Source organism: Ochrobactrum sp. RH2CCR150, from assembly GCA_014138095.1.
Taxonomy (GTDB): Bacteria; Pseudomonadota; Alphaproteobacteria; order Rhizobiales; family Rhizobiaceae; genus Brucella; species Brucella gambitense.
The window spans coordinates 107,374-125,081 of the sequence record JACGXE010000009.1 but is presented as its reverse complement, the minus strand read 5'-3'; the positions used below and the strand labels follow the sequence as shown (position 1 = coordinate 125,081).

The following is a 17,708-nucleotide window of genomic DNA, read 5'->3' as shown; positions in this document are numbered from 1 at the left end:
TCCCCCCAAGATAGCAATGGCATCAACGTTGACGCAAAAGTAAAACGGGAAGAAACAGGCCTGCAATATCCAACCAATTGCGGGTTAATTGTGCGATCAGAGCACTACAGAGCAAGTTGGCTGCGCGACAGAATTCCGATAACTCAGGGTCAGAATTTCGCCAAATCAGCCTTTATAGGCTTGAATTCGCTTGTTGCGAAAACGCGACAGCGTCCTTGAACACCTGCAAGACGAATTCGATTATTTTAGGCACTTCAAGAATTAATATTTACCCGAACACATCACGCAAAAAAGCCCGGCAGCGAGAACTGCCGGGCTGATACATAAAGGGCCGGAGCATTGGTTAAGATGCTCAGGCCCTTGATTTGTATTTGATCAGTTCGATCAGAACTTGACCTTTGCCGTCAGCGAGAGACCGCCGACGAAATCGTTGCCGAAGGTGCCCTTCGAACCAAGCAGGCTACGCTCGCCATTGACGACCGTGTCGTCAATCTCGCCCGAAGTCAGCCAACCAGCAGCGCCAGCCAGACGAACTTCAAACTGATCGTTCGGCTTGTAGTTCGTGCCGAGGCCAAACAGCCAGATGTCGGTCTGCGAGGTCAGGCCCGTGCTCGTACCGCGATCCCAGGTCACAGTTCCAGCAACAGACCACTGGTCGTTGAGCTTGTGGCCAACACCGCCGCTGACAGTCCAGCCATCCTGATAATAAAGGTTCAAACTGGTGACCTTGGTACCGGTTGGAAGAACCTTGCTATCCGAAGCGACGAAATTGACCGCCTCGATGCTGGACCAATCGGTCCACTTGACCGAACCAAAAGCGAGCCAATCTGGCGCGATACCGGTCTGGAACTTGAACTCAACCGATTGCGGGGTCGAAACGTCGCTACCCACATTGATTGGAATGCTCTGTCCAGTGAACGGATTCAGAACCAGATTATCAACCGTGCCTTCCAGCTCGTAGTTGATTTTGGACTGATAAACGACGCTGGCGCGAACAGCGTATTCGGGAATTTCGTAGGCTGCACCAATACGCCAGCCAAAAGCATGGTCGTCTACGTCCAGCGAGCCAACGCGAAATGGACCTGCCGGGATGCCGTAAGGATTACCCTGAGGCAAGCCCGGGATCATCTTGGTCTGTTCGCCGTGCAATTCCTGATAGCTCACGCCACCGAGAAGACGGAAATAGCCCTTTTCGCCTGCTGCAAAACGATAAGAACAGTTCAGGCCGTAGTCGTTCGACGAGATTTTCTGTTCAATAGCGGTGTAAGAACGGACCGTATCGATGCCGACATCCGTGCTGATGCCCCATGGCTGGCGATATTGCGCAGCGCAGGCAAGGTCGGTGGTCAGATCGAACTTCGCCGACAGTTTCGGCACCCAGTAGCTCTTAGCCTCATCAACGCTGGTCTCAAAAGGACGACCAGTCACAGGATTGATACCACCCGTCATACCGCTGATGGCAGAGCCGCGGATATCTTTCAGCTTACGTTGCGGAGCGACAAAGGTGCCGGACGCATCGACAGCATTTCCCTGTTCAAACAGAATATCGAAATCCTGCGAGCTGCGTTCAAAACCACCCGCATGAGCGACAACCGCGCTCCCGAGCAGTACCGCCGCAATTCCCCCTATTTTTAAGCCGCGTCCGCTCATAAATGTCCTCCCAGATAGCAACGGCATTAACGTTGACGCAAACGTAAAACAGGATGAAATAGACCTGCAATATCCAATCATTCGCGGGCCAGTTGCTTGCTCAGAGCAGCCACATCAAAAATGCCTAAAATGCGTTGGGTTTTTATGTCTGCCGGAAATATTCCGACAAAGAACGGCCAGAAATTCGCCCAAATTGCCGCTTTTGGGTCCAGATTTCGGCCTTGTTGCGAATACGCAACAATATCAAAAAACAATCGAAACGCCGGTTCGATTGGCTTCCGGGCCCCTCCAAACACAACTTTTCCGGGATCAATTACAAAAAACACCCGGCAGTGTGCACTGCCGGGTGTATGATTCGCGACGAGCCTTACGTTAAGGAATAGGTCAAATCAACCCGCGTCACGGATACGTGACTCTGCCGTTGCAACGCGCTCCGCAGCTTCCTTCAGCTCTACCAGACGTTCGCGTTCGGCTTCCACGACCTCTTCCTTGGCGTTGGCAACGAACTTCTCGTTCGACAATTTCTTTTCAATCCGGTCGATATCAGCAGCAATCTTGCCAGCTTCCTTGGCCAGACGTGCCGATTCAGCCTTGAGATCGATCAGCTTGCCGAGCGGAATGCAGATCGTCGCCTCGCCGAGCAGCATCTGGGCGGCACCTTTCGGAGCCTGCTCTTCGAAGGCCACGCTTTCGACACGGGCCAGACGCTTGATCGCGGCATCGTGACGTTCAAAGCGCTCAGTGGTCGTTGCATTGGCCTCGAGAACGACGACCGGCGCTACGGCACCAGCCGGAACGTTCATTTCCGCACGCACCGAACGGATGCCCGTAACGAGATCGACCAGCCAGTTGATATCGGCAGCCGCTTCTTCATCCGCGAAAGAAAGCTCCGGCCAATCAGCCAATGCCAGAACCGTGTCGCGCGTCTTGCCTTCGCCAGCCGTCAGTGTCCAGAGTTCTTCCGTCATGAACGGCATGAACGGATGCAGCATCTTGTAGATCTGATCCAGACAATAAGCAGCCGTTGCCTGTGCTTCGGCCTTTGCCGCTTCATCGTCGCCCATGAAGATCGGCTTGAGCAGCTCCAGATACCAGTCGCAGAACTGGTTCCAGACAAAGCGATAGGCTGCGCCCGCCGCTTCATTGAAGCGGTAATTGGCAATGCCCTCAGTAACGGCGCGCGTCGCCTTGGTCAGCTCGGTCAGGATCCAGCGATTAACCGCAAGCTTTGCGTTCTCCGGACGGAAATCCGCATCGAGCTTCACGCCATTCATCTGCGCAAAGCGCGTCGCATTCCAGAGCTTGGTGCCGAAATTTCGATAGCCTGCAATACGCGCCGGGTCGAGCTTAACGTCACGGCCCTGCGCAGCCATGATGGCCAGCGTGAAGCGCAGCGCATCGGCGCCATATTCGTCCATCAGTTCCAGAGGATCGATCACATTGCCCTTGGACTTCGACATTTTCGCGCCGTGCTTGTCACGAACAAGCGCGTGCAGATAGACCGTATGGAACGGGATTTCCTCCATGAAATGGAGGCCCATCATCATCATGCGGGCAACCCAGAAGAACAGAATGTCGAAACCGGTCACCAGAACACTGGTCGGGTAATAGGTTGCTAGTTCCGGGGTCTTGTCAGGCCAGCCGAGCGTCGAGAACGGCCACAGGCCCGACGAGAACCACGTGTCCAGAACGTCGGTATCGCGCTCCAGAGCAACGTCTTCGCCGTAATGCGCCTTGGCTGCTGCCTTGGCTTCAGCTTCGCTCTTTTCGACAAAGCACTTGCCATCCGGGCCGTACCAAGCCGGAATCTGGTGTCCCCACCAGAGCTGACGCGAAACACACCAAGGCTGGATGTTTTCCATCCAGTCGAAATAGGTCTTTTCCCAGTTCTTTGGTACGATCTGCGTGCGACCGTCGCGAACGGCAGCCATGGCAGGCTTCGCCATTTCGGCTGCATTCACATACCACTGGTCGGTTAGATATGGCTCGATCGGCACACCGCCGCGATCACCATGCGGAACGGCATGAGTGTGATCCTCAATCTTTTCCAGATAGCCACGCTCGTCCATCAGCTCTACGATGCGCTTGCGAACGGCGAAACGGTCCTGCCCGTCCAGCTCGGCAATCAGAGCCTTCAATTCCGGCGTCAGCTGGAGGCCTTCAAGGAAGTCGATATTGTCCTTGAGCGTAACAGCCGCTTCCGGCGTCAGAATATTGATCGCGCGCAGATCGTTGCGCTTACCAACTTCAAAGTCGTTGAAGTCATGGGCAGGCGTGATCTTGACCGCACCGGATCCGGCTTCAGGATCAGCGTAATCATCGGCAACAATCGGGATATGACGGCCAACAAGCGGCAGAACGACATCGTTGCCGACCAGAGCGTGATAGCGCTCATCCTTTGGATTGACCGCAACCCCGGTATCGCCCAGCATGGTTTCAGGACGGGTCGTTGCAACAACGATGTAGGTATGCGGGTCTTCTGAATCGAATGGTACGTTTTCCAGCGGATAACGGAAGTGCCAGAGGTGGCCTTTCGTCTCGCGGGATTCGACTTCAATGTCGGAGATTGCCGTCAGCAGCTTCGGATCCCAGTTGACCAGACGCTTGTCGCGATAGATCAAGCCCTGCTTATAAAGAGAGACGAAAACTTCCAGAACGGCGCGCGACAGGCCTTCATCCATGGTGAAGCGCTCGCGCGACCAATCGCACGACGCGCCAAGGCGACGCAGCTGATTAGAGATCATGCCGCCGGATTCGGATTTCCACTGCCAGATGCGCTCGATGAACTTCTCACGGCCCATGACGTGACGGTTCGGCTCCTGTCGTTCAGCAAGCTGACGCTCGACAACCATCTGGGTTGCAATACCGGCATGGTCCATGCCCGGCTGCCACAGCACGTTCTTGCCGCGCATGCGTTCAAAACGAACCATGATGTCCTGGATCGTGTTGTTGAGCGCGTGGCCCATGTGCAGCGATCCGGTGACATTCGGCGGAGGAATGACCACGGCAAAAGGATCGGCTCCTGGCTTCGCTCCTGCTCCCGCTTTAAATGCCCCAGCTTCTTCCCAGCGTTCGGCAATTTTCGGCTCTATGGCCGCGGCGTCATAAGTCTTCTCAAGCATGGAATTATCCGGTCTTTTTGCGCAATGAAAGGATTGAGCGCTCAATAACAACAAACGGGTGATAAATCACTTTAAAAGTGAAAACCCGCCTGCAAGACAGACGGGCTTTTGAACTCAAAGGCCGTTTTATTCAGGCAACACGTCGATTATCGGTCGCCACGCACCACTCGTTCGATTTCTTCACGAACAAGCCGCTCGACGAGTGTCGGCAGATTGTTGTCGAGCCAGTCCTGCAACATGGGACGCAGAATCTCGGCAGCGATATCATCGAACGAACGACGCGGTTCCCCACGCACGACATGGCTCAAATCCTGAAAAGCCGCGGCCACCTGGCGTTCTGCAACCTGTGACAGAATATGGGGAGCCACGGACGCATTTGCCAGTGGTTCAGGCGCAGCCGCTACCGGAGCCGCAGGTTCTGCCGGCGCTTCTAAAGCTGGCTCCACAACCGGTTCAACATGCGCCTCCATAGGTTCGTCCAGATCGGGTTCGAGCAGCTCGTCGATGGCTTCAGCGATTCCGTCCTCAAGCGAACGATCCAGCGCTTCCAGCGAGTTGTCCTCAGCAGCAGCTTCGGGCGCGGTTGCGGCAGGCGCCGCCTGCATCACTTCAGCGGCGCGTCGGTCATCGTTTTGCGCGTCGAGGACGATGTCATCTTCTTCCTCTTCGATTTCCGGTTCCAATGCGGGAGAAGTTTTCACCGGCTCATCAATCGGCCCGCGCAATACTGCTTCATCCTTCAGAATATCGCGCATCATGGCAGGCTTTTCAGCCGGTCTCGATACGGGGGCTTTCGCAGCAGGCTGTTCCTGCGCAGGCTCTGGGCGGCGAAATTCCGCCACCTCGCCGCGCAACGGGAAATTCGCCGTCGTGGACACAGGGTGGCGGCTAACATCGCTGTCTTCGATAATGCGTCGGATGGAAGCGAGAATCTCTTCCATGGACGGTTCGCGTGATGCGCTGGATGTCTGTGCCATAGCTGTCCATCTTCCCTATTTCAGAATAGAGCAATGCGCGCCTGCAAGGTCGCACATAGTTCTCCTTCTCTGTGTGGTGCAGCTGGTTTCGCGCGGAAAACCTTCCGCAACCTCCAACGCTGCATCCCGCAAAGGACAGAGAATCAATGAATTAAGGGTACCGGACGTTCGGTGATTTGAGAATCCCTGCAAGAACGCCGCGCAATTCAACCCACAGCTTTATCATTTTGTTAAGATTTGCGCGCAGCCATCAACGAATCGCCGCCAAACAAAAACGGCGCCCGAAGGCGCCGTTCAAACTGTAATTCTCGTTGTTTAGCGACCATCCGGTGTACGCAGACCGAACCACTTGTCCTTGACGGCATCGTAGTGTTCTTCAGGCTTATATTCAGCAACCTGAAGCCCCATCTGCTTGGAAGTCATGCGACCCGTCGCATTGAGAAGCGCATAGCTGGCGACAACCACATCATGCTCCGACTGGACCAGAGTGATTTCGGCAGCGGTCAGATCGTTCTGCGCGTTCAACACGTCCAGCGTGGTGCGCTGGCCGACCTTGCGCTCTTCGATAACGCCATCCAGTGCGAGCTGGGCCGCGGCGATACCATCGCGATTTGCCTTGACCGATGCGCGGGCAGCTTCAAGCTGCGACCATGCCGAACCAATGGCTTCACGAACCTGATCGCGAACGACATCAACTTCAATGCGGGCCTGACCAAGCTGTTCCTTGGACTGGCGAATCTGCGCAGAGGTACGCCCGCCAGTATAGATCGGAATGGTCACGCCAATACCGACCGATGCGGAATTGCCATCACCAACCGTCGAACCGGCATAGGTATCCAGACGGCTGGCGCCAGCCGACAGGCCAACGGTCGGCAGCATTGCACCTTCCTTAGCCTTCACATTGTAGCCAGCGGCGTTCACAGCATATTGCGTTGCGAGAATGCCCGGATGTCCAGCCTGTGCGACAGCAAAAGCTTCGTTTGGCGACTTGGGCAGGTTCTTCGCGGCAGCAGCAGCGGCAAGCCTGTCTGGCTGTGCACCGACGATGCGAACATAGGTCGCTTCAGCCGACTTGACGTTGGCGCGGGCGCTATTCAGTTCCGCGACAGCCGTGGAACGGCTGGCTTCTGCCTGCGCAACGTCGGTACGTGTACCTTCACCAACATCCAGACGTGCACGGGCTGCGCGAACCTGTTCGTTCATCGCAGCCAGATTCTTCTCGCGAAGAACTGCTATCTGGCGATTCTGATACACGCCCATATAGGCAGCAACAGCGCTATAAAGCGTGTTCTGCTCGTCATTGCGCATATTTTCGCGCTGGGCGTAAACCTGCGTTTCCGCTGCGGCGACATTGTTCTTGGTCTGAAAACCATCGAACAGCATCTGGTTCAGCTGGATACCGACCGTACCGCTGGTGCGGTAGCCGCTTGTTGGCGCGCGGCTGCGGCTTGCATCGTAGCTACCGGTAATCTGCGGACGGTAATTCGACTTGGCGATAGCCACGTTCTCGTCCTGAACGCGCACACCTGCGCGGGAAGAATTAAGCGTGGCGTTATTCTTATAAGCCTTGACCAGAGCACCGGAGAGGTTTTCAGACAAGGCGGACTGCCCCGATAAAACGGTGCCGGCCAACAATGCTGCCGCTGCGACCAGTCCTTTGTACGTTTTGAACACCGGGTACCTCATCTTAAGAACAGCCAAATTCAGTAAATCGAACCAATCAGTTCGGGCAACCTTAAATAACCTTTAAAATCGGTTATTTCCATCGCCCCGCCCAGAGCATGCACAAAGAAATTCCGCAGCGTTGCAGAATTGTACCAATCCCGGAAATTAGAATTCGAACTGCGGAATCCGCTCGAATCCCGGAAGTGGACGCACCGCAGTGTTGAACGCAATTCGTCCCGATGCAACACCATTTTCTTTAAAGTAAATCCGGGCAACAGAGGCGTTTCCGCGACCTTCGACGGCGACAAGGCGTCCGCCTTCCTTCAGCTGTTTGAACAATGCGTCCGGAACGAAATCCACACCACCCTCTATCATGATCACATCGTAAGGTGCTTCCGAAGGATAGCCTGCGTGCATGTCGCCAGAAACAATCACAACATTGTCATAGCCGAGTTCGGCAAGACGCGCGGTTGCAGCGGCAGAAAGCGCAGAATCACTCTCAAGGCCGATCACCGAACCGGCGAGATGCGAGAGGATGGCCGAGGAATAGCCAGTGCCGCAGCCGATATCGAGCACAACATCGTTCTTGTTCACGCGGGCAAGCTGGATAAGCTTTGCGAAAGGCGACGGCTCCATGAGATAGCGCGGAGCGCCACCTTCGGCTTCAAGCGGCTGGTCTTCGTCAATATAGGCAACAGCCTGACGGACGGTCGGTACGAAGGCTTCCCGCGGAACGGCCAGGAAAGCGTCGATAACCGCCAGATCGGTTACGTCCGTCGTACGGATCTGATTGTCGACCATCTTTGTGCGAAGATCCTGGAAATCGGCTGCCATAGCCCTCAACCCTTCATTATCGCGTAACGCGATGTTTCATATCACAAAGCACTCTGCAGCGTTGGTCCAAACCTCGCTGCGAGTGCACCATAAACGAGATTTGCCGTTGATGTGGCAAAAATCGCCGGTCCAGTCAATGAAACAGCTGCGAAACACCCGCATTTGCGGCACTTGAACTCACCGGAAATAAGCTTTGCGACCCGGCTTCCGTTACGGAATGAAAATGCCGGAAAGCTAGGCTTCCCGGCACGTACATCCTGCTTTGCATTGGTGCAAGCACCCGCAAAATCACATTATTGAGCGTTTGCAGCGGGATAACCCGCCGCCGCCAGCGCGGAAACGACCGCATCGCGGGACGCCTTGCCGCCGAACTCGACTTCCTTGGCGTCGAGATCTATTTCAATCGGCGCTGTGGCATCGAGCTTACGCAGAGCAGCAGTCACACTGTCGGCGCAGCCGCCGCATTTCATCTTGGGAATAATCAATTTCATCACGAGTAACGCTCCACACTTGATATGCACATCTTATGCACCTTGCCATCGTGGTAAGGTCAAGCATGAAAACGCGATTGCTGAACAGCGATTGTTATCCCCGTTGTTATGGGGCTTCGCAGGCTTCTGGCACGCTCTTTTCAAGCTCCAGTTCCGATTTGCTCAACGAGCCGGTCATGATCTCAATCGGCTTGAATGGCGGCTCTTCCTGCATGGCGGGATTGGTGAGGTGAATCGTATAGCAACCGCCGAAGACTTCTTTCTTGCCATCATTGCTCTCGGCTTCAATCGCCAGTGGCTGGCTCCAGTAGATCTGGCCAGCGCCCGGATCCGGCTCGGTCTTGCGCAACGCGACTTTTACGCTCTTGGTATTTTCATAGCCCTTCACGAAGGTCTTGAAGTCGGGTTCCCGTCCCTCTTCCGAGTAATAACCGTAAGCGCGCGTATATTCCTTGCGGTTGATCGCATTATAATAGGATTCAATCAGCGCCTGCGGCGAGGATCTGTCATCGCGATATTCCGGGACGGTAACGCCATTGGCGGCATCCTGTGTCTGTTCAGACGGCTTTGTCTCTTCTACAGGCGCTTTTGTTTCCGCAGCCTGATCCTTTTTCTCGGCTTCAGGCTTTTTCTGCGCTGTCGGTTCAGCGCTTTCCTTGGCGGCAGGCTTTGGTGCTTCCTGTGCATAAGCATGCGGGAGGGCAACGGACAGGCCGAGCGCGCCCACCAGAACAGCCAGCCTCAGAGATTTCATCCGATCAGTCGACATTCATACCTCCTCTTTCCCCAATACCTGCCAGCCGGACACTCGGCCTGCGCTCTCGATTTGGTGTCTTGCGGTAATGATGTTACAACACTAACTATAGTGAAAACGTGGCAGCGAGGTTTGAAACTCGCTGGTTTCACACGAGATTGGTTGATTCTCGCCCGTGAAGCCACAGCCTCAAGGCCACTGCATAGCACCGGAAGAGAAGAACCATGGGCCGTTTCGCAGTCATGACGCTAACCGAAGCCGCAGCAAATCGCGTTCGCGAGATTGTTGAGTCGCGCGAAGGCGCACTGGGCATTCGTGTGGGCGTGAAAAAAGGCGGCTGCGCAGGCATGGAATATACCATCGATGTCGCCAGCGAAGCGAAAGCCGGTGATGATGTTGCCGAGAAAGATGGCGCCAAGGTCTTTATCGCCCCGGAAGCTGTTCTTTTCCTGCTCGGAACCCAGATGGATTTCGAAGTGACGACGCTCCGCACCGGTTTCGTGTTCAATAACCCGAACCAGACCTCGGCCTGTGGCTGCGGTGAATCGGTTGAACTAACCCCTGCCTCCGCAGAAAGCCTCCGCCAGATGCAGGGTGCGGCCTGACCTGATCCACGAGGATAGTCTTCCGAAGGAATCTCCCCAATGGATGACGAAACCCTCCGCGATTTGTTGCAGGATTTCGGTCCGATCAGCATCCGCCGCATGTTCGGCGGCAAAGGCATTTATCATCAGGGGGTGATTTTCGCGCTTGTCGTTCGCGACGAACTACTTTTCAAAGCCGACGAAATGACCATTCCGCGTTTTATCGACGCCGGATCGGTGCAATGGACCTATGAAGGGCGCAAAGGCGGCGACCCTATCGGTATGCCCTATTGGAGCGTGCCGAGCGAAGCCTTCGATGATCCTGAGATCATGACCGAATGGGCCCGCCTCGCCTATGAAGCGGCTCTGCGCAGCGGCCAGTCCAAGCCCCAAAAGAAATCGGCCGCGAAGCGTTCCCCCACGGCCGAATCATAATTCTAAAACTGCTTTCCGCTTACATGCCCGTCGGAATGAGCATGAAAGCAGGAATGTCGTTGCCGAAACCAACCGGCGATGGACCATCATCGTCGCGATCACGGCGGCGCTTATGCTGGTCGTGCTGCGGCTTGCCACGACGTTCGTCGTTGGAAGCACGGATCGCATCGCGGCGGTCGTGGGTTTCAATAACGGGCTGCGGCTGTTCCGCCGGATCGAGCGCTTCGGTCGAAGCTACCTTTTCCTTTGGCTTATCCATGCTCTTGTCCCGCCCCTTGTCTTTGCCCTTGCTATCTCTCTGCGATTCCTTGCCCTTGCCCCGCGCATTCTTGCCCTTACGTGGCTGATCGTCAGCCTCGTCGGACGGTGCCAGCGTGGACAGATCGCCATCGACCCATTCAATCTTCTCGCCGATCATGTTTTCAATCGCGGCAAGATATTTTGTGTCCGATGGCGTGACGATGGTGAACGCCTTGCCGGAGCGGCCAGCGCGACCCGTACGGCCAATGCGGTGGACATAGTCTTCCGAATGGATCGGAACATCGAAATTGAAGACATGGCTGACGTCAGGAATGTCGAGACCGCGTGCTGCCACGTCAGAAGCGACCAGCAGTTGCAGCTTGCCTTCCTTGAAGTTGGCCAACATCGTCATGCGGGCGCGCTGATCCATATCGCCGTGCAAAGCACCGGCGTTGAACTCATGGCGCACCAGCGAACGGAACAGTTCCGACACATCCTTCTTGCGATTGCAGAAGATGATTGCGTTCTTGAGCGTGTCGCCTTCAGCGCGGATGAGATCGCGCAGTGCAGCGCGCTTGTCCCAATCCTTCTTGCTCGACTTAACCAGTCGCTGCGTCACGGTCTTGGCCGTGGACGAAGCCTTGGCCACTTCGATACGCGCTGGCGAATGCAGGAACTGCTCAGTGAGCTTGGTGATTTCCGGCGGCATGGTCGCCGAGAAGAACAGCGTCTGGCGGGTGAACGGGATCAGCTTGCAGATGCGTTCGATATCCGGAATGAAGCCCATATCGAGCATACGGTCGGCTTCATCGATAACCAGAATTTCAACGCCGGTCAAAAGCAGCTTGCCGCGTTCGAAATGGTCGAGAAGACGGCCCGGCGTGGCGATCAGAACGTCAGCGCCGCGCTCCAGCTTGCGCTCCTGTTCGTCGAACGAAACGCCACCGATCAGCAGAGCGACATTGAGGCGATGATTAACGCCGTATTTGACGAAATTCTCTTCGACCTGCGCTGCAAGTTCACGCGTCGGCTCAAGAATGAGCGTGCGCGGCATGCGGGCGCGAGCCCGGCCCTTTTCCAGCAGCGTCAGCATCGGCAGAACGAAAGAAGCCGTCTTGCCCGTTCCCGTCTGGGCGATACCAAGCACATCCTTGCGCTCGAGCGCGGGCGGAATGGCGCCTGCCTGAATGGGTGTAGGCGCGGTGTATCCTGCCGCTTCTACAGCAGCAAGCACTTTCGGGGAAAGACCGAGTTCGGCAAATGTCGTCAATGGAGGCGCAGCTCTCTGGTTCGGAAACGTGTTCCGCCCATCCTGTCATTGCAGCCGCGTCATCGGGCGCAGGGACCAAAGCAGAAAAGGCGTCTGCAACGCATCTAGCGTTTTCTTGCAGCATCGCCTACGTCCGCAGCGTGCAAAAGTCAACCAAAATACCAACATCCGATATCAAATTGCTTTGATAATCCTGATCAAAACGACAAACCGCTCCAATCAACGTCTTTTCTAGTCGAATTAAATCAAATTGATGACAATTAGAGAAGTGTCGCGCACGATAGTTTGACAACTTTGCTTACGCGTAATCTTACCCGAAAACCTGTCAAGTTTTCAGATCAATGGCGGAATTGTTCTGTCAGAATTCTTTCGTCCCAGGAGTGGTTCTTGTCGAACAGAATAGCCACCTGGCTATTCGGTGCCTCACGCACCGTAACCGACGTCACGGATTTGACCTCGTTATTATCGGCAACGGCATTGACCGGGCGCTTTTCGGTTTCAAGCAGATCCATGCGAACCGTCACGTGCTTGGGTAACAATGCGCCACCCCAGCGCCGCGGACGGAAGGGACTGACCGGCGTCAGTGCCAGAAGCGGCGCTTCCAGCGGCAGGATCGGCCCCTGCGCCGAGAGATTATAAGCTGTCGAACCGGCAGGCGTCGCGACCATCACGCCGTCGCAGACCAATTCTTCCAGCCGGACTTTACCATCGATGGTTATGCGCACCTTCGCCGCCTGATAGGACTGGCGGAACAATGAGACTTCATTGATTGCAAGCGCTTCGACCGGAACCGAATTTTCGGTCTCCGCGATCATGACGAGCGGGCGGATCGTCTCCATTTGCGCTGCCAGAATGCGTTCGGGCAGATTCTCGACGCTGAACTCGTTCATCAAAAAGCCCACGGACCCGCGATTCATGCCATAGATCGGCGTGCCGGTATTCATAAAGTCGCGCAACGCCTGCAGCATCGTGCCATCACCGCCGAGCGCAACGATGATGTCGGCATCTTCGCCCGAGACGTGCCCATAGCGGTTCACAAGTTCTTTCTGGGCCGCAAGTGATTCTTCGGTCCCGGATGAAAGAAAATGAAGCGCGAGTGATTTCTCGTTCATGTCTACCGTCTCGCTCCCCAGCCCAACCCTGATAAGTTTGCCACGTCTCATCGCGGTCTATTGGCTATCACATGAAAAACCCTGTTGCCATGACCTGTTTGCGAAGAATTTTCGTTTTACAGACGCGTCATTTATGCTAATCGAGCGCTAGCCGCACAGCGGAAGCGATTTGCAACCAAAAGCGGTTCGATACACACTGTATCGGGAGTGCCCTTATAGCTCAGTTGGTAGAGCACCTGATTTGTAATCAGGGGGTCGGGAGTTCGAGTCTCTCTGGGGGCACCACAAATTCAATGGCTGGAGCGATATCGCTCGCCGCTTTCACTTTCTAGATCCCTGCTTTTCCAGTAGTTCAAAAACTGTTCCCGGTTGATATATCTGATATTTGTTCGAATTGATGGACAAGGGAAATACGCACACTTTTGAAGCAACACTTAGTTTATTTATCGAATTTCAAAATTCTCGAAATATCCATCCAGAAACATTCATTTACAATTCAGCCCTAAACGGGACAATCTATAGATGTATTATTGATTTACTGAAATCAATGAGGATACTGATTATGAAGAAACTCTTTGCCGCAGCAATCACACTTTCCTTTCTTTCCGCTCCCACTGCATTTGCTGCCCAAAGCCACATTTCCCCGGACCTCGTCCATCAGGTCAAGGTGATCAAAAAAGCCAAGGCAAAGAAGCCAGCCCCCAAAAGACACGTGAAGAAGCCTGTCAGAAAGCCCGTTAAGAAACCGATCCGGCATTAAAACACGCGCTTTCTGAATGGAAATGAAAGTTTCCAGCGTGTTTTGCAGCAAAATCTCATCGATTCCTTTCGGGTCGATGAGATTTTGCATCCGTCGCTTCCGCATGAGCAAATGACGAAGAAAACTGTGGCGTAAGCCCCGGTGAACCGACTTAGTTTCCCTTGCCGCCGCGATAGATATTTACGCCGAGTTCGCGGATTTTCTTGCGCAGTGTATTGCGGTTGAGGCCAAGCAGGTCGGCGGCCTTGATCTGGTTGCCGCGCGTTGCTGTCAGGCAGGCCAGGATCAGCGGATATTCAAGCTCAGCCAGCACGCGATGATAAAGCCCCGGAGGCGGCAGATCAGCACCGAACGAAGCGAAATAACGCTGCATGTTCTGCTCAACCGCTTGCGAGATCGTGATGTTTTCCGCATCGCCCGTCACCGCCGGAATGCTGTCGGGCTTCGACATTTCCGCCTTCAGCTCGGTTTCGATGATTTCCGGCGAAATCTCTTCCTGCGGATAAAGCGCGGCCAGCCTGCGCACCAGATTTTCAAGTTCGCGCACATTGCCCGGCCACGGATAGCGGCGCATCATGTCGAGACCGGCATTGGTGATGCGCTTTTCCGGCAAGCCCTCTTCAGCGGCGCGCTTGAAGAAATGACGCACCAGATCGGGTACATCCTCGCTGCGTTCACGTAGCGGCGGCAGGCGCAACGGCACCACATTCAGGCGATAATAAAGGTCTTCGCGGAACAGACCCTGCGCGATCAGCTGACGCAAATCCTTGTTGGTCGCCGCCACAATGCGCACGTCCGTCTTGATGGGTGTGCGTCCGCCAACCGTCATATATTCGCCCTGCTGCAACACGCGAAGCAGGCGGGTTTGCGCTTCCATCGGCATATCGCCGATTTCATCGAGGAAAAGCGTGCCGCCATTGGCCTGCTCGAAACGACCGCTCGAGCGATTCTGCGCGCCGGTGAAAGCGCCCTTCTCGTGACCGAACAGCTCCGATTCGATCAGATCACGCGGAATGGCGGCCATATTGATCGCAACAAACGGTCCCTTACGGCGGCGGCCATATTCATGCAGCGCGCGTGCGACCAGCTCCTTGCCGGTGCCGGATTCGCCCGTCACCATCATGGTGAGGTCCGTCTGCATCATGCGCGCTAGAACGCGGTAGATTTCCTGCATGGCAGGCGACCGACCGACAAGCGGCATATTCTCGCCGGGTTCGTCGTGAAGCGTGGCAATCGGCTTATGTTTCGGTTCTGACAAAGCGCGACCGACAATATTGATCAGTTCCGTCAGATCGAACGGTTTCGGCAGATATTCATAAGCGCCCGCTTCCGAAGCGCGAATGGCCGTCATGAAAGTGTTTTGTGCGCTCATCACCACGATGGGCAGATCGGGCCGCATTTTCTTGATGCGTGGCAGAAGGTCAAAGGCGTTTTCATCCGGCATCATGACGTCAGTGATCACCAGGTCGCCATCGCCAGCCGCCACCCAACGCCACAAGGACGCGGCATTCGACGTCACCCGCACATCATAACCGGCCCGGGAGAGTGCCTGATTGAGCACAGTGCGGATCGCCGCATCGTCATCCGCCACCAATACGGTTCCCGTCGGGCGTCCTGCTATCATGCGTCGTCTCCGGTATAATCAGTCGTGAATTTGCTTGCCCGGGAAGCAACATCCGAGCTTTTCCAGGCAGGCATCAGAATGCGGAAAGTAGTGCGCGACGGATGGCTGTCGCATTCGATGATGCCGCCATGATCGCCGATGATTTTTGCCACCAGTGCCAGTCCAAGGCCTGAGCCGTTGGTTTTGGTCGTCACAAACGGATCGAAGAGATGCGGCAGCATATCCTGTGGCACGCCCGGCCCATTGTCGTGTACGCAGAATTCCAGCGGCAGCGCCACACGGTCGCGCGCACCGGGCACCTGAAGACGGATACCCGGACGGTAAGCCGTCGAGAGAAGGATTTCTCCGTGATCGCGGTCGCCAATGGCTTCCGCTGCGTTCTTCACCAGATTGAGAAACACCTGCACAAGCTGATCGCGATTGGCGAAAACCGGCGGCAGCGATGGATCATAATCTTCCGAGAAGCGGATATGCCGGGCAAAGCCATTACGGGCAACGGCCTTCACATGGTCCAGAACCGCGTGAATATTCACGGCTGTGCGTTCAATGGGGCGCTCGTCAGAAAAAACCTCCATCCGGTCTACGAGAGACACGATACGGTCGGTTTCATCGGTGATGAGCCGCGCCAGTGCGCGATCCTCATCGCCAACCACCTGTTCGAGCAATTGCGCTGCGCCGCGAATACCCGATAGCGGGTTCTTGATCTCGTGTGCGAGCATCGAGGCAAGGCCGGTAACAGAACGCGCAGCACCGCGATGGGTCATCTGGCGGTCAATCTTTTCCGCCATGGTCTTTTCCTTGAAGAGGATGACCACAGCACCCGGCATTTCAACGACGGGCGCGACATATAGATCGACGATGCGTTCAGCACCAAGACGCGGTGAGGAAATATCAACGCGATATTCATTGACCGGCATTTGGCTGGCACGAACCTGATCGATGAGAGCCAGAAGCGGGCTGCCAAATGGCAGAAAACTCTCCAGCCGGTTGCGCGCCAATATGGATGAACCCGAGCGGAAAAACTGCTCGCCGTCCAGATTGGCATAGACAATGTGATTGTCAGGCCCCACCATAATGACCGGCTGGCTGATCGCATCCAGAATAACTGAAGGGATGCTGCCCTTTTCTTCTCTTTCGCGCATCAGGCGACCTTTCTGAACGCCGATTTCAACTCTGGCGCATCCGTCGTCCGTGCCGCGAAAATCCGGCGCAGCGCTTCAACAACCTTTGTGGGATCGGTCAGCGTCATCACTTCCGCCTTATCCGCAGAGGTCAAAGCCTCTCCGGCATGACGATCCAGATACCAGCCAAGATGCTTGCGCGCATGGCGAATACCCGTTTTGCTACCATAATGGTTGAGCATGTCTTCGTAATGCATTATAATATAATCGATAATCTTTGTTTCGGATTGCGATGACAGCGCACTGCCCGCAATCACTCCCGGCAGCCATGGCTGTCCATAGGTGGCCCGTCCGACCATCACCGCATCAGCACCGGACCGGCGACAAATCTCTTCGGCGTCTTCACGCGATGTCACATCGCCATTGGCGACGAGCGGAATTTTCACTGCATCGCGCACGGCGCGAATGGCGTCCCAGTCGGCATGGCCTTCATAGAATTGGCAGCGTGTGCGCCCATGCACGGTGACCATTGCAATACCGGCATCTTCGGCACGCTTGGCCAGTTCCGGCGCATTGATGCTGTTTTCGTCCCAGCCAAGCCGCATCTTCAGTGTGACCGGCACCTTGACGGCAGCCACTGTCGCCTCGACAAGCGTCATGGCATGATCCAGATCGCGCATCAACGCAGACCCGGAATAGCCTCCCGTCACCTTCTTGGCGGGGCAACCCATATTGATATCGATGATATCCGCACCCTCGCCTTCAGCGATCCTGGCCGCCTCGCCCATCCAGTGCGCTTCACGCCCGGCAAGCTGAACAACATGCGTTCCCAGACCTTCGCCCGACAGGCGCAGCAGACTTTCCTTGTGACGATTGCAGAGTTCTGCGCTGGCGACCATTTCCGAAACGACCATTCCCGCTCCGGCAGCAGCAGCGCGCTTGCGAAACGGCAAATCGGAGACGCCAGACATCGGCGCCAGAAAAACGCGATTCTTGAGCACCACGCCACGGATATCCAAGGGCTGATCGATAGAAGTCACAAACAAATGCCTATTTCATGTGCATGATG

At 55.5% G+C, this 17,708-nt stretch carries 16 protein-coding genes and 1 tRNA gene; 3 read left to right on the top strand and 14 right to left on the bottom strand.

The window, feature by feature from the left end; all coding sequences use genetic code 11:
• Nucleotides 1-384 precede the first annotated feature (384 nt).
• The 8 genes from FHW03_RS18135 to FHW03_RS18100 form a co-directional block, all read right to left on the bottom strand.
• Nucleotides 385-1,449 (bottom strand): OmpP1/FadL family transporter, encoded by a 1,065-nt coding sequence (locus FHW03_RS18135; RefSeq protein WP_377515158.1) that lies wholly within the window; start codon nucleotides 1,447-1,449, stop codon nucleotides 385-387.
• A 278-nt stretch (nucleotides 1,450-1,727) separates the two neighbouring features.
• Nucleotides 1,728-1,904 carry a hypothetical protein gene (locus FHW03_RS18130; protein WP_182521880.1) on the bottom strand — a complete coding sequence of 59 codons (177 nt, stop codon included), beginning with the start codon at nucleotides 1,902-1,904 and terminating at the stop codon, nucleotides 1,728-1,730.
• 135 nt (nucleotides 1,905-2,039) lie between these two features.
• Nucleotides 2,040-4,772 carry a valine--tRNA ligase gene (locus tag FHW03_RS18125; RefSeq protein ID WP_182521879.1) on the bottom strand — a complete coding sequence of 911 codons (2,733 nt, stop codon included), beginning with the start codon at nucleotides 4,770-4,772 and terminating at the stop codon, nucleotides 2,040-2,042.
• A 146-nt stretch (nucleotides 4,773-4,918) separates the two neighbouring features.
• A complete protein-coding gene (locus tag FHW03_RS18120; RefSeq protein ID WP_182521878.1) occupies nucleotides 4,919-5,749 on the bottom strand; it encodes a PopZ family protein in 831 nt (276 codons plus the stop codon).
• Nucleotides 5,750-6,064: 315 nt separating this feature from the next.
• A complete protein-coding gene (locus FHW03_RS18115) occupies nucleotides 6,065-7,435 on the bottom strand; it encodes a TolC family outer membrane protein (protein ID WP_182521877.1) in 1,371 nt (456 codons plus the stop codon).
• Nucleotides 7,436-7,579: 144 nt separating this feature from the next.
• Complete coding sequence (locus FHW03_RS18110) at nucleotides 7,580-8,248, bottom strand: protein-L-isoaspartate O-methyltransferase (RefSeq protein ID WP_182521876.1); 669 nt, start codon at nucleotides 8,246-8,248, stop codon at nucleotides 7,580-7,582.
• Between the two features lie 293 nt (nucleotides 8,249-8,541).
• Complete coding sequence (locus FHW03_RS18105) at nucleotides 8,542-8,742, bottom strand: heavy-metal-associated domain-containing protein (RefSeq protein WP_182521875.1); 201 nt, start codon at nucleotides 8,740-8,742, stop codon at nucleotides 8,542-8,544.
• Nucleotides 8,743-8,845: 103 nt separating this feature from the next.
• On the bottom strand, nucleotides 8,846-9,508 hold the full coding sequence (locus tag FHW03_RS18100; RefSeq protein ID WP_182521874.1) for a hypothetical protein: 663 nt from the start codon (nucleotides 9,506-9,508) through the stop codon (nucleotides 8,846-8,848).
• A 209-nt stretch (nucleotides 9,509-9,717) separates the two neighbouring features.
• Between FHW03_RS18100 and sufA the strand changes: the two genes are divergently transcribed.
• Nucleotides 9,718-10,098 carry a Fe-S cluster assembly scaffold SufA gene (gene sufA / locus FHW03_RS18095; RefSeq protein WP_078340420.1) on the top strand — a complete coding sequence of 127 codons (381 nt, stop codon included), beginning with the start codon at nucleotides 9,718-9,720 and terminating at the stop codon, nucleotides 10,096-10,098.
• 39 nt (nucleotides 10,099-10,137) lie between these two features.
• Entirely contained in the window at nucleotides 10,138-10,512 is a 375-nt protein-coding gene (locus FHW03_RS18090; RefSeq protein ID WP_182521873.1) for a TfoX/Sxy family protein, read from the top strand.
• A gap of 19 nt (nucleotides 10,513-10,531) precedes the next feature.
• Here the strand turns inward: FHW03_RS18090 and FHW03_RS18085 are convergent, their stop codons facing one another.
• Nucleotides 10,532-12,022, bottom strand: coding sequence for a DEAD/DEAH box helicase (locus FHW03_RS18085; protein ID WP_182521872.1), 1,491 nt, complete (start codon nucleotides 12,020-12,022; stop codon nucleotides 10,532-10,534).
• Between the two features lie 338 nt (nucleotides 12,023-12,360).
• Nucleotides 12,361-13,134, bottom strand: a complete 774-nt coding sequence (locus FHW03_RS18080; RefSeq protein WP_182521871.1) for an NAD kinase — start codon at nucleotides 13,132-13,134, stop codon at nucleotides 12,361-12,363.
• 209 nt (nucleotides 13,135-13,343) lie between these two features.
• Here FHW03_RS18080 and FHW03_RS18075 point away from each other — a divergent pair.
• Nucleotides 13,344-13,419: transfer RNA gene (locus FHW03_RS18075), tRNA-Thr, on the top strand.
• Nucleotides 13,420-13,678: 259 nt separating this feature from the next.
• Here FHW03_RS18075 and FHW03_RS18070 read toward each other — a convergent pair.
• The 4 genes from FHW03_RS18070 to dusB form a co-directional block, all read right to left on the bottom strand.
• On the bottom strand, nucleotides 13,679-13,984 hold the full coding sequence (locus FHW03_RS18070) for a hypothetical protein (RefSeq protein ID WP_182521870.1): 306 nt from the start codon (nucleotides 13,982-13,984) through the stop codon (nucleotides 13,679-13,681).
• A 61-nt stretch (nucleotides 13,985-14,045) separates the two neighbouring features.
• Nucleotides 14,046-15,518: a nitrogen regulation protein NR(I) gene (ntrC, locus tag FHW03_RS18065; protein WP_182521869.1), complete on the bottom strand. Its 1,473-nt coding sequence runs from the start codon at nucleotides 15,516-15,518 to the stop codon at nucleotides 14,046-14,048.
• Complete coding sequence (locus FHW03_RS18060; protein ID WP_182521868.1) at nucleotides 15,515-16,660, bottom strand: nitrogen regulation protein NR(II); 1,146 nt, start codon at nucleotides 16,658-16,660, stop codon at nucleotides 15,515-15,517. Before FHW03_RS18060 ends, ntrC begins: the two co-directional genes overlap by 4 nt.
• Nucleotides 16,660-17,679: a tRNA dihydrouridine synthase DusB gene (gene dusB / locus FHW03_RS18055; RefSeq protein ID WP_182521867.1), complete on the bottom strand. Its 1,020-nt coding sequence runs from the start codon at nucleotides 17,677-17,679 to the stop codon at nucleotides 16,660-16,662. The genes FHW03_RS18060 and dusB overlap by 1 nt, the downstream gene beginning before the upstream one ends.
• Nucleotides 17,680-17,708: the final 29 nt, after the last annotated feature.

Coding starts and splice junctions, on each gene's coding strand:
- FHW03_RS18135 (WP_377515158.1), bottom strand. CDS start 1,449: ATGACGGGTGGTATCAATCCTGTGACTGGTCGTCCTTTTGAGACCAGC.
- FHW03_RS18125 (WP_182521879.1), bottom strand. CDS start 4,772: ATGCTTGAGAAGACTTATGACGCCGCGGCCATAGAGCCGAAAATTGCC.
- FHW03_RS18120 (WP_182521878.1), bottom strand. CDS start 5,749: ATGGCACAGACATCCAGCGCATCACGCGAACCGTCCATGGAAGAGATT.
- FHW03_RS18115 (WP_182521877.1), bottom strand. CDS start 7,435: ATGAGGTACCCGGTGTTCAAAACGTACAAAGGACTGGTCGCAGCGGCA.
- FHW03_RS18110 (WP_182521876.1), bottom strand. CDS start 8,248: ATGGCAGCCGATTTCCAGGATCTTCGCACAAAGATGGTCGACAATCAG.
- FHW03_RS18100 (WP_182521874.1), bottom strand. CDS start 9,508: ATGTCGACTGATCGGATGAAATCTCTGAGGCTGGCTGTTCTGGTGGGC.
- sufA (WP_078340420.1), top strand. CDS start 9,718: ATGGGCCGTTTCGCAGTCATGACGCTAACCGAAGCCGCAGCAAATCGC.
- FHW03_RS18090 (WP_182521873.1), top strand. CDS start 10,138: ATGGATGACGAAACCCTCCGCGATTTGTTGCAGGATTTCGGTCCGATC.
- FHW03_RS18080 (WP_182521871.1), bottom strand. CDS start 13,134: ATGAACGAGAAATCACTCGCGCTTCATTTTCTTTCATCCGGGACCGAA.
- FHW03_RS18070 (WP_182521870.1), bottom strand. CDS start 13,984: ATGCAAAATCTCATCGACCCGAAAGGAATCGATGAGATTTTGCTGCAA.
- ntrC (WP_182521869.1), bottom strand. CDS start 15,518: ATGATAGCAGGACGCCCGACGGGAACCGTATTGGTGGCGGATGACGAT.
- FHW03_RS18060 (WP_182521868.1), bottom strand. CDS start 16,660: ATGCGCGAAAGAGAAGAAAAGGGCAGCATCCCTTCAGTTATTCTGGAT.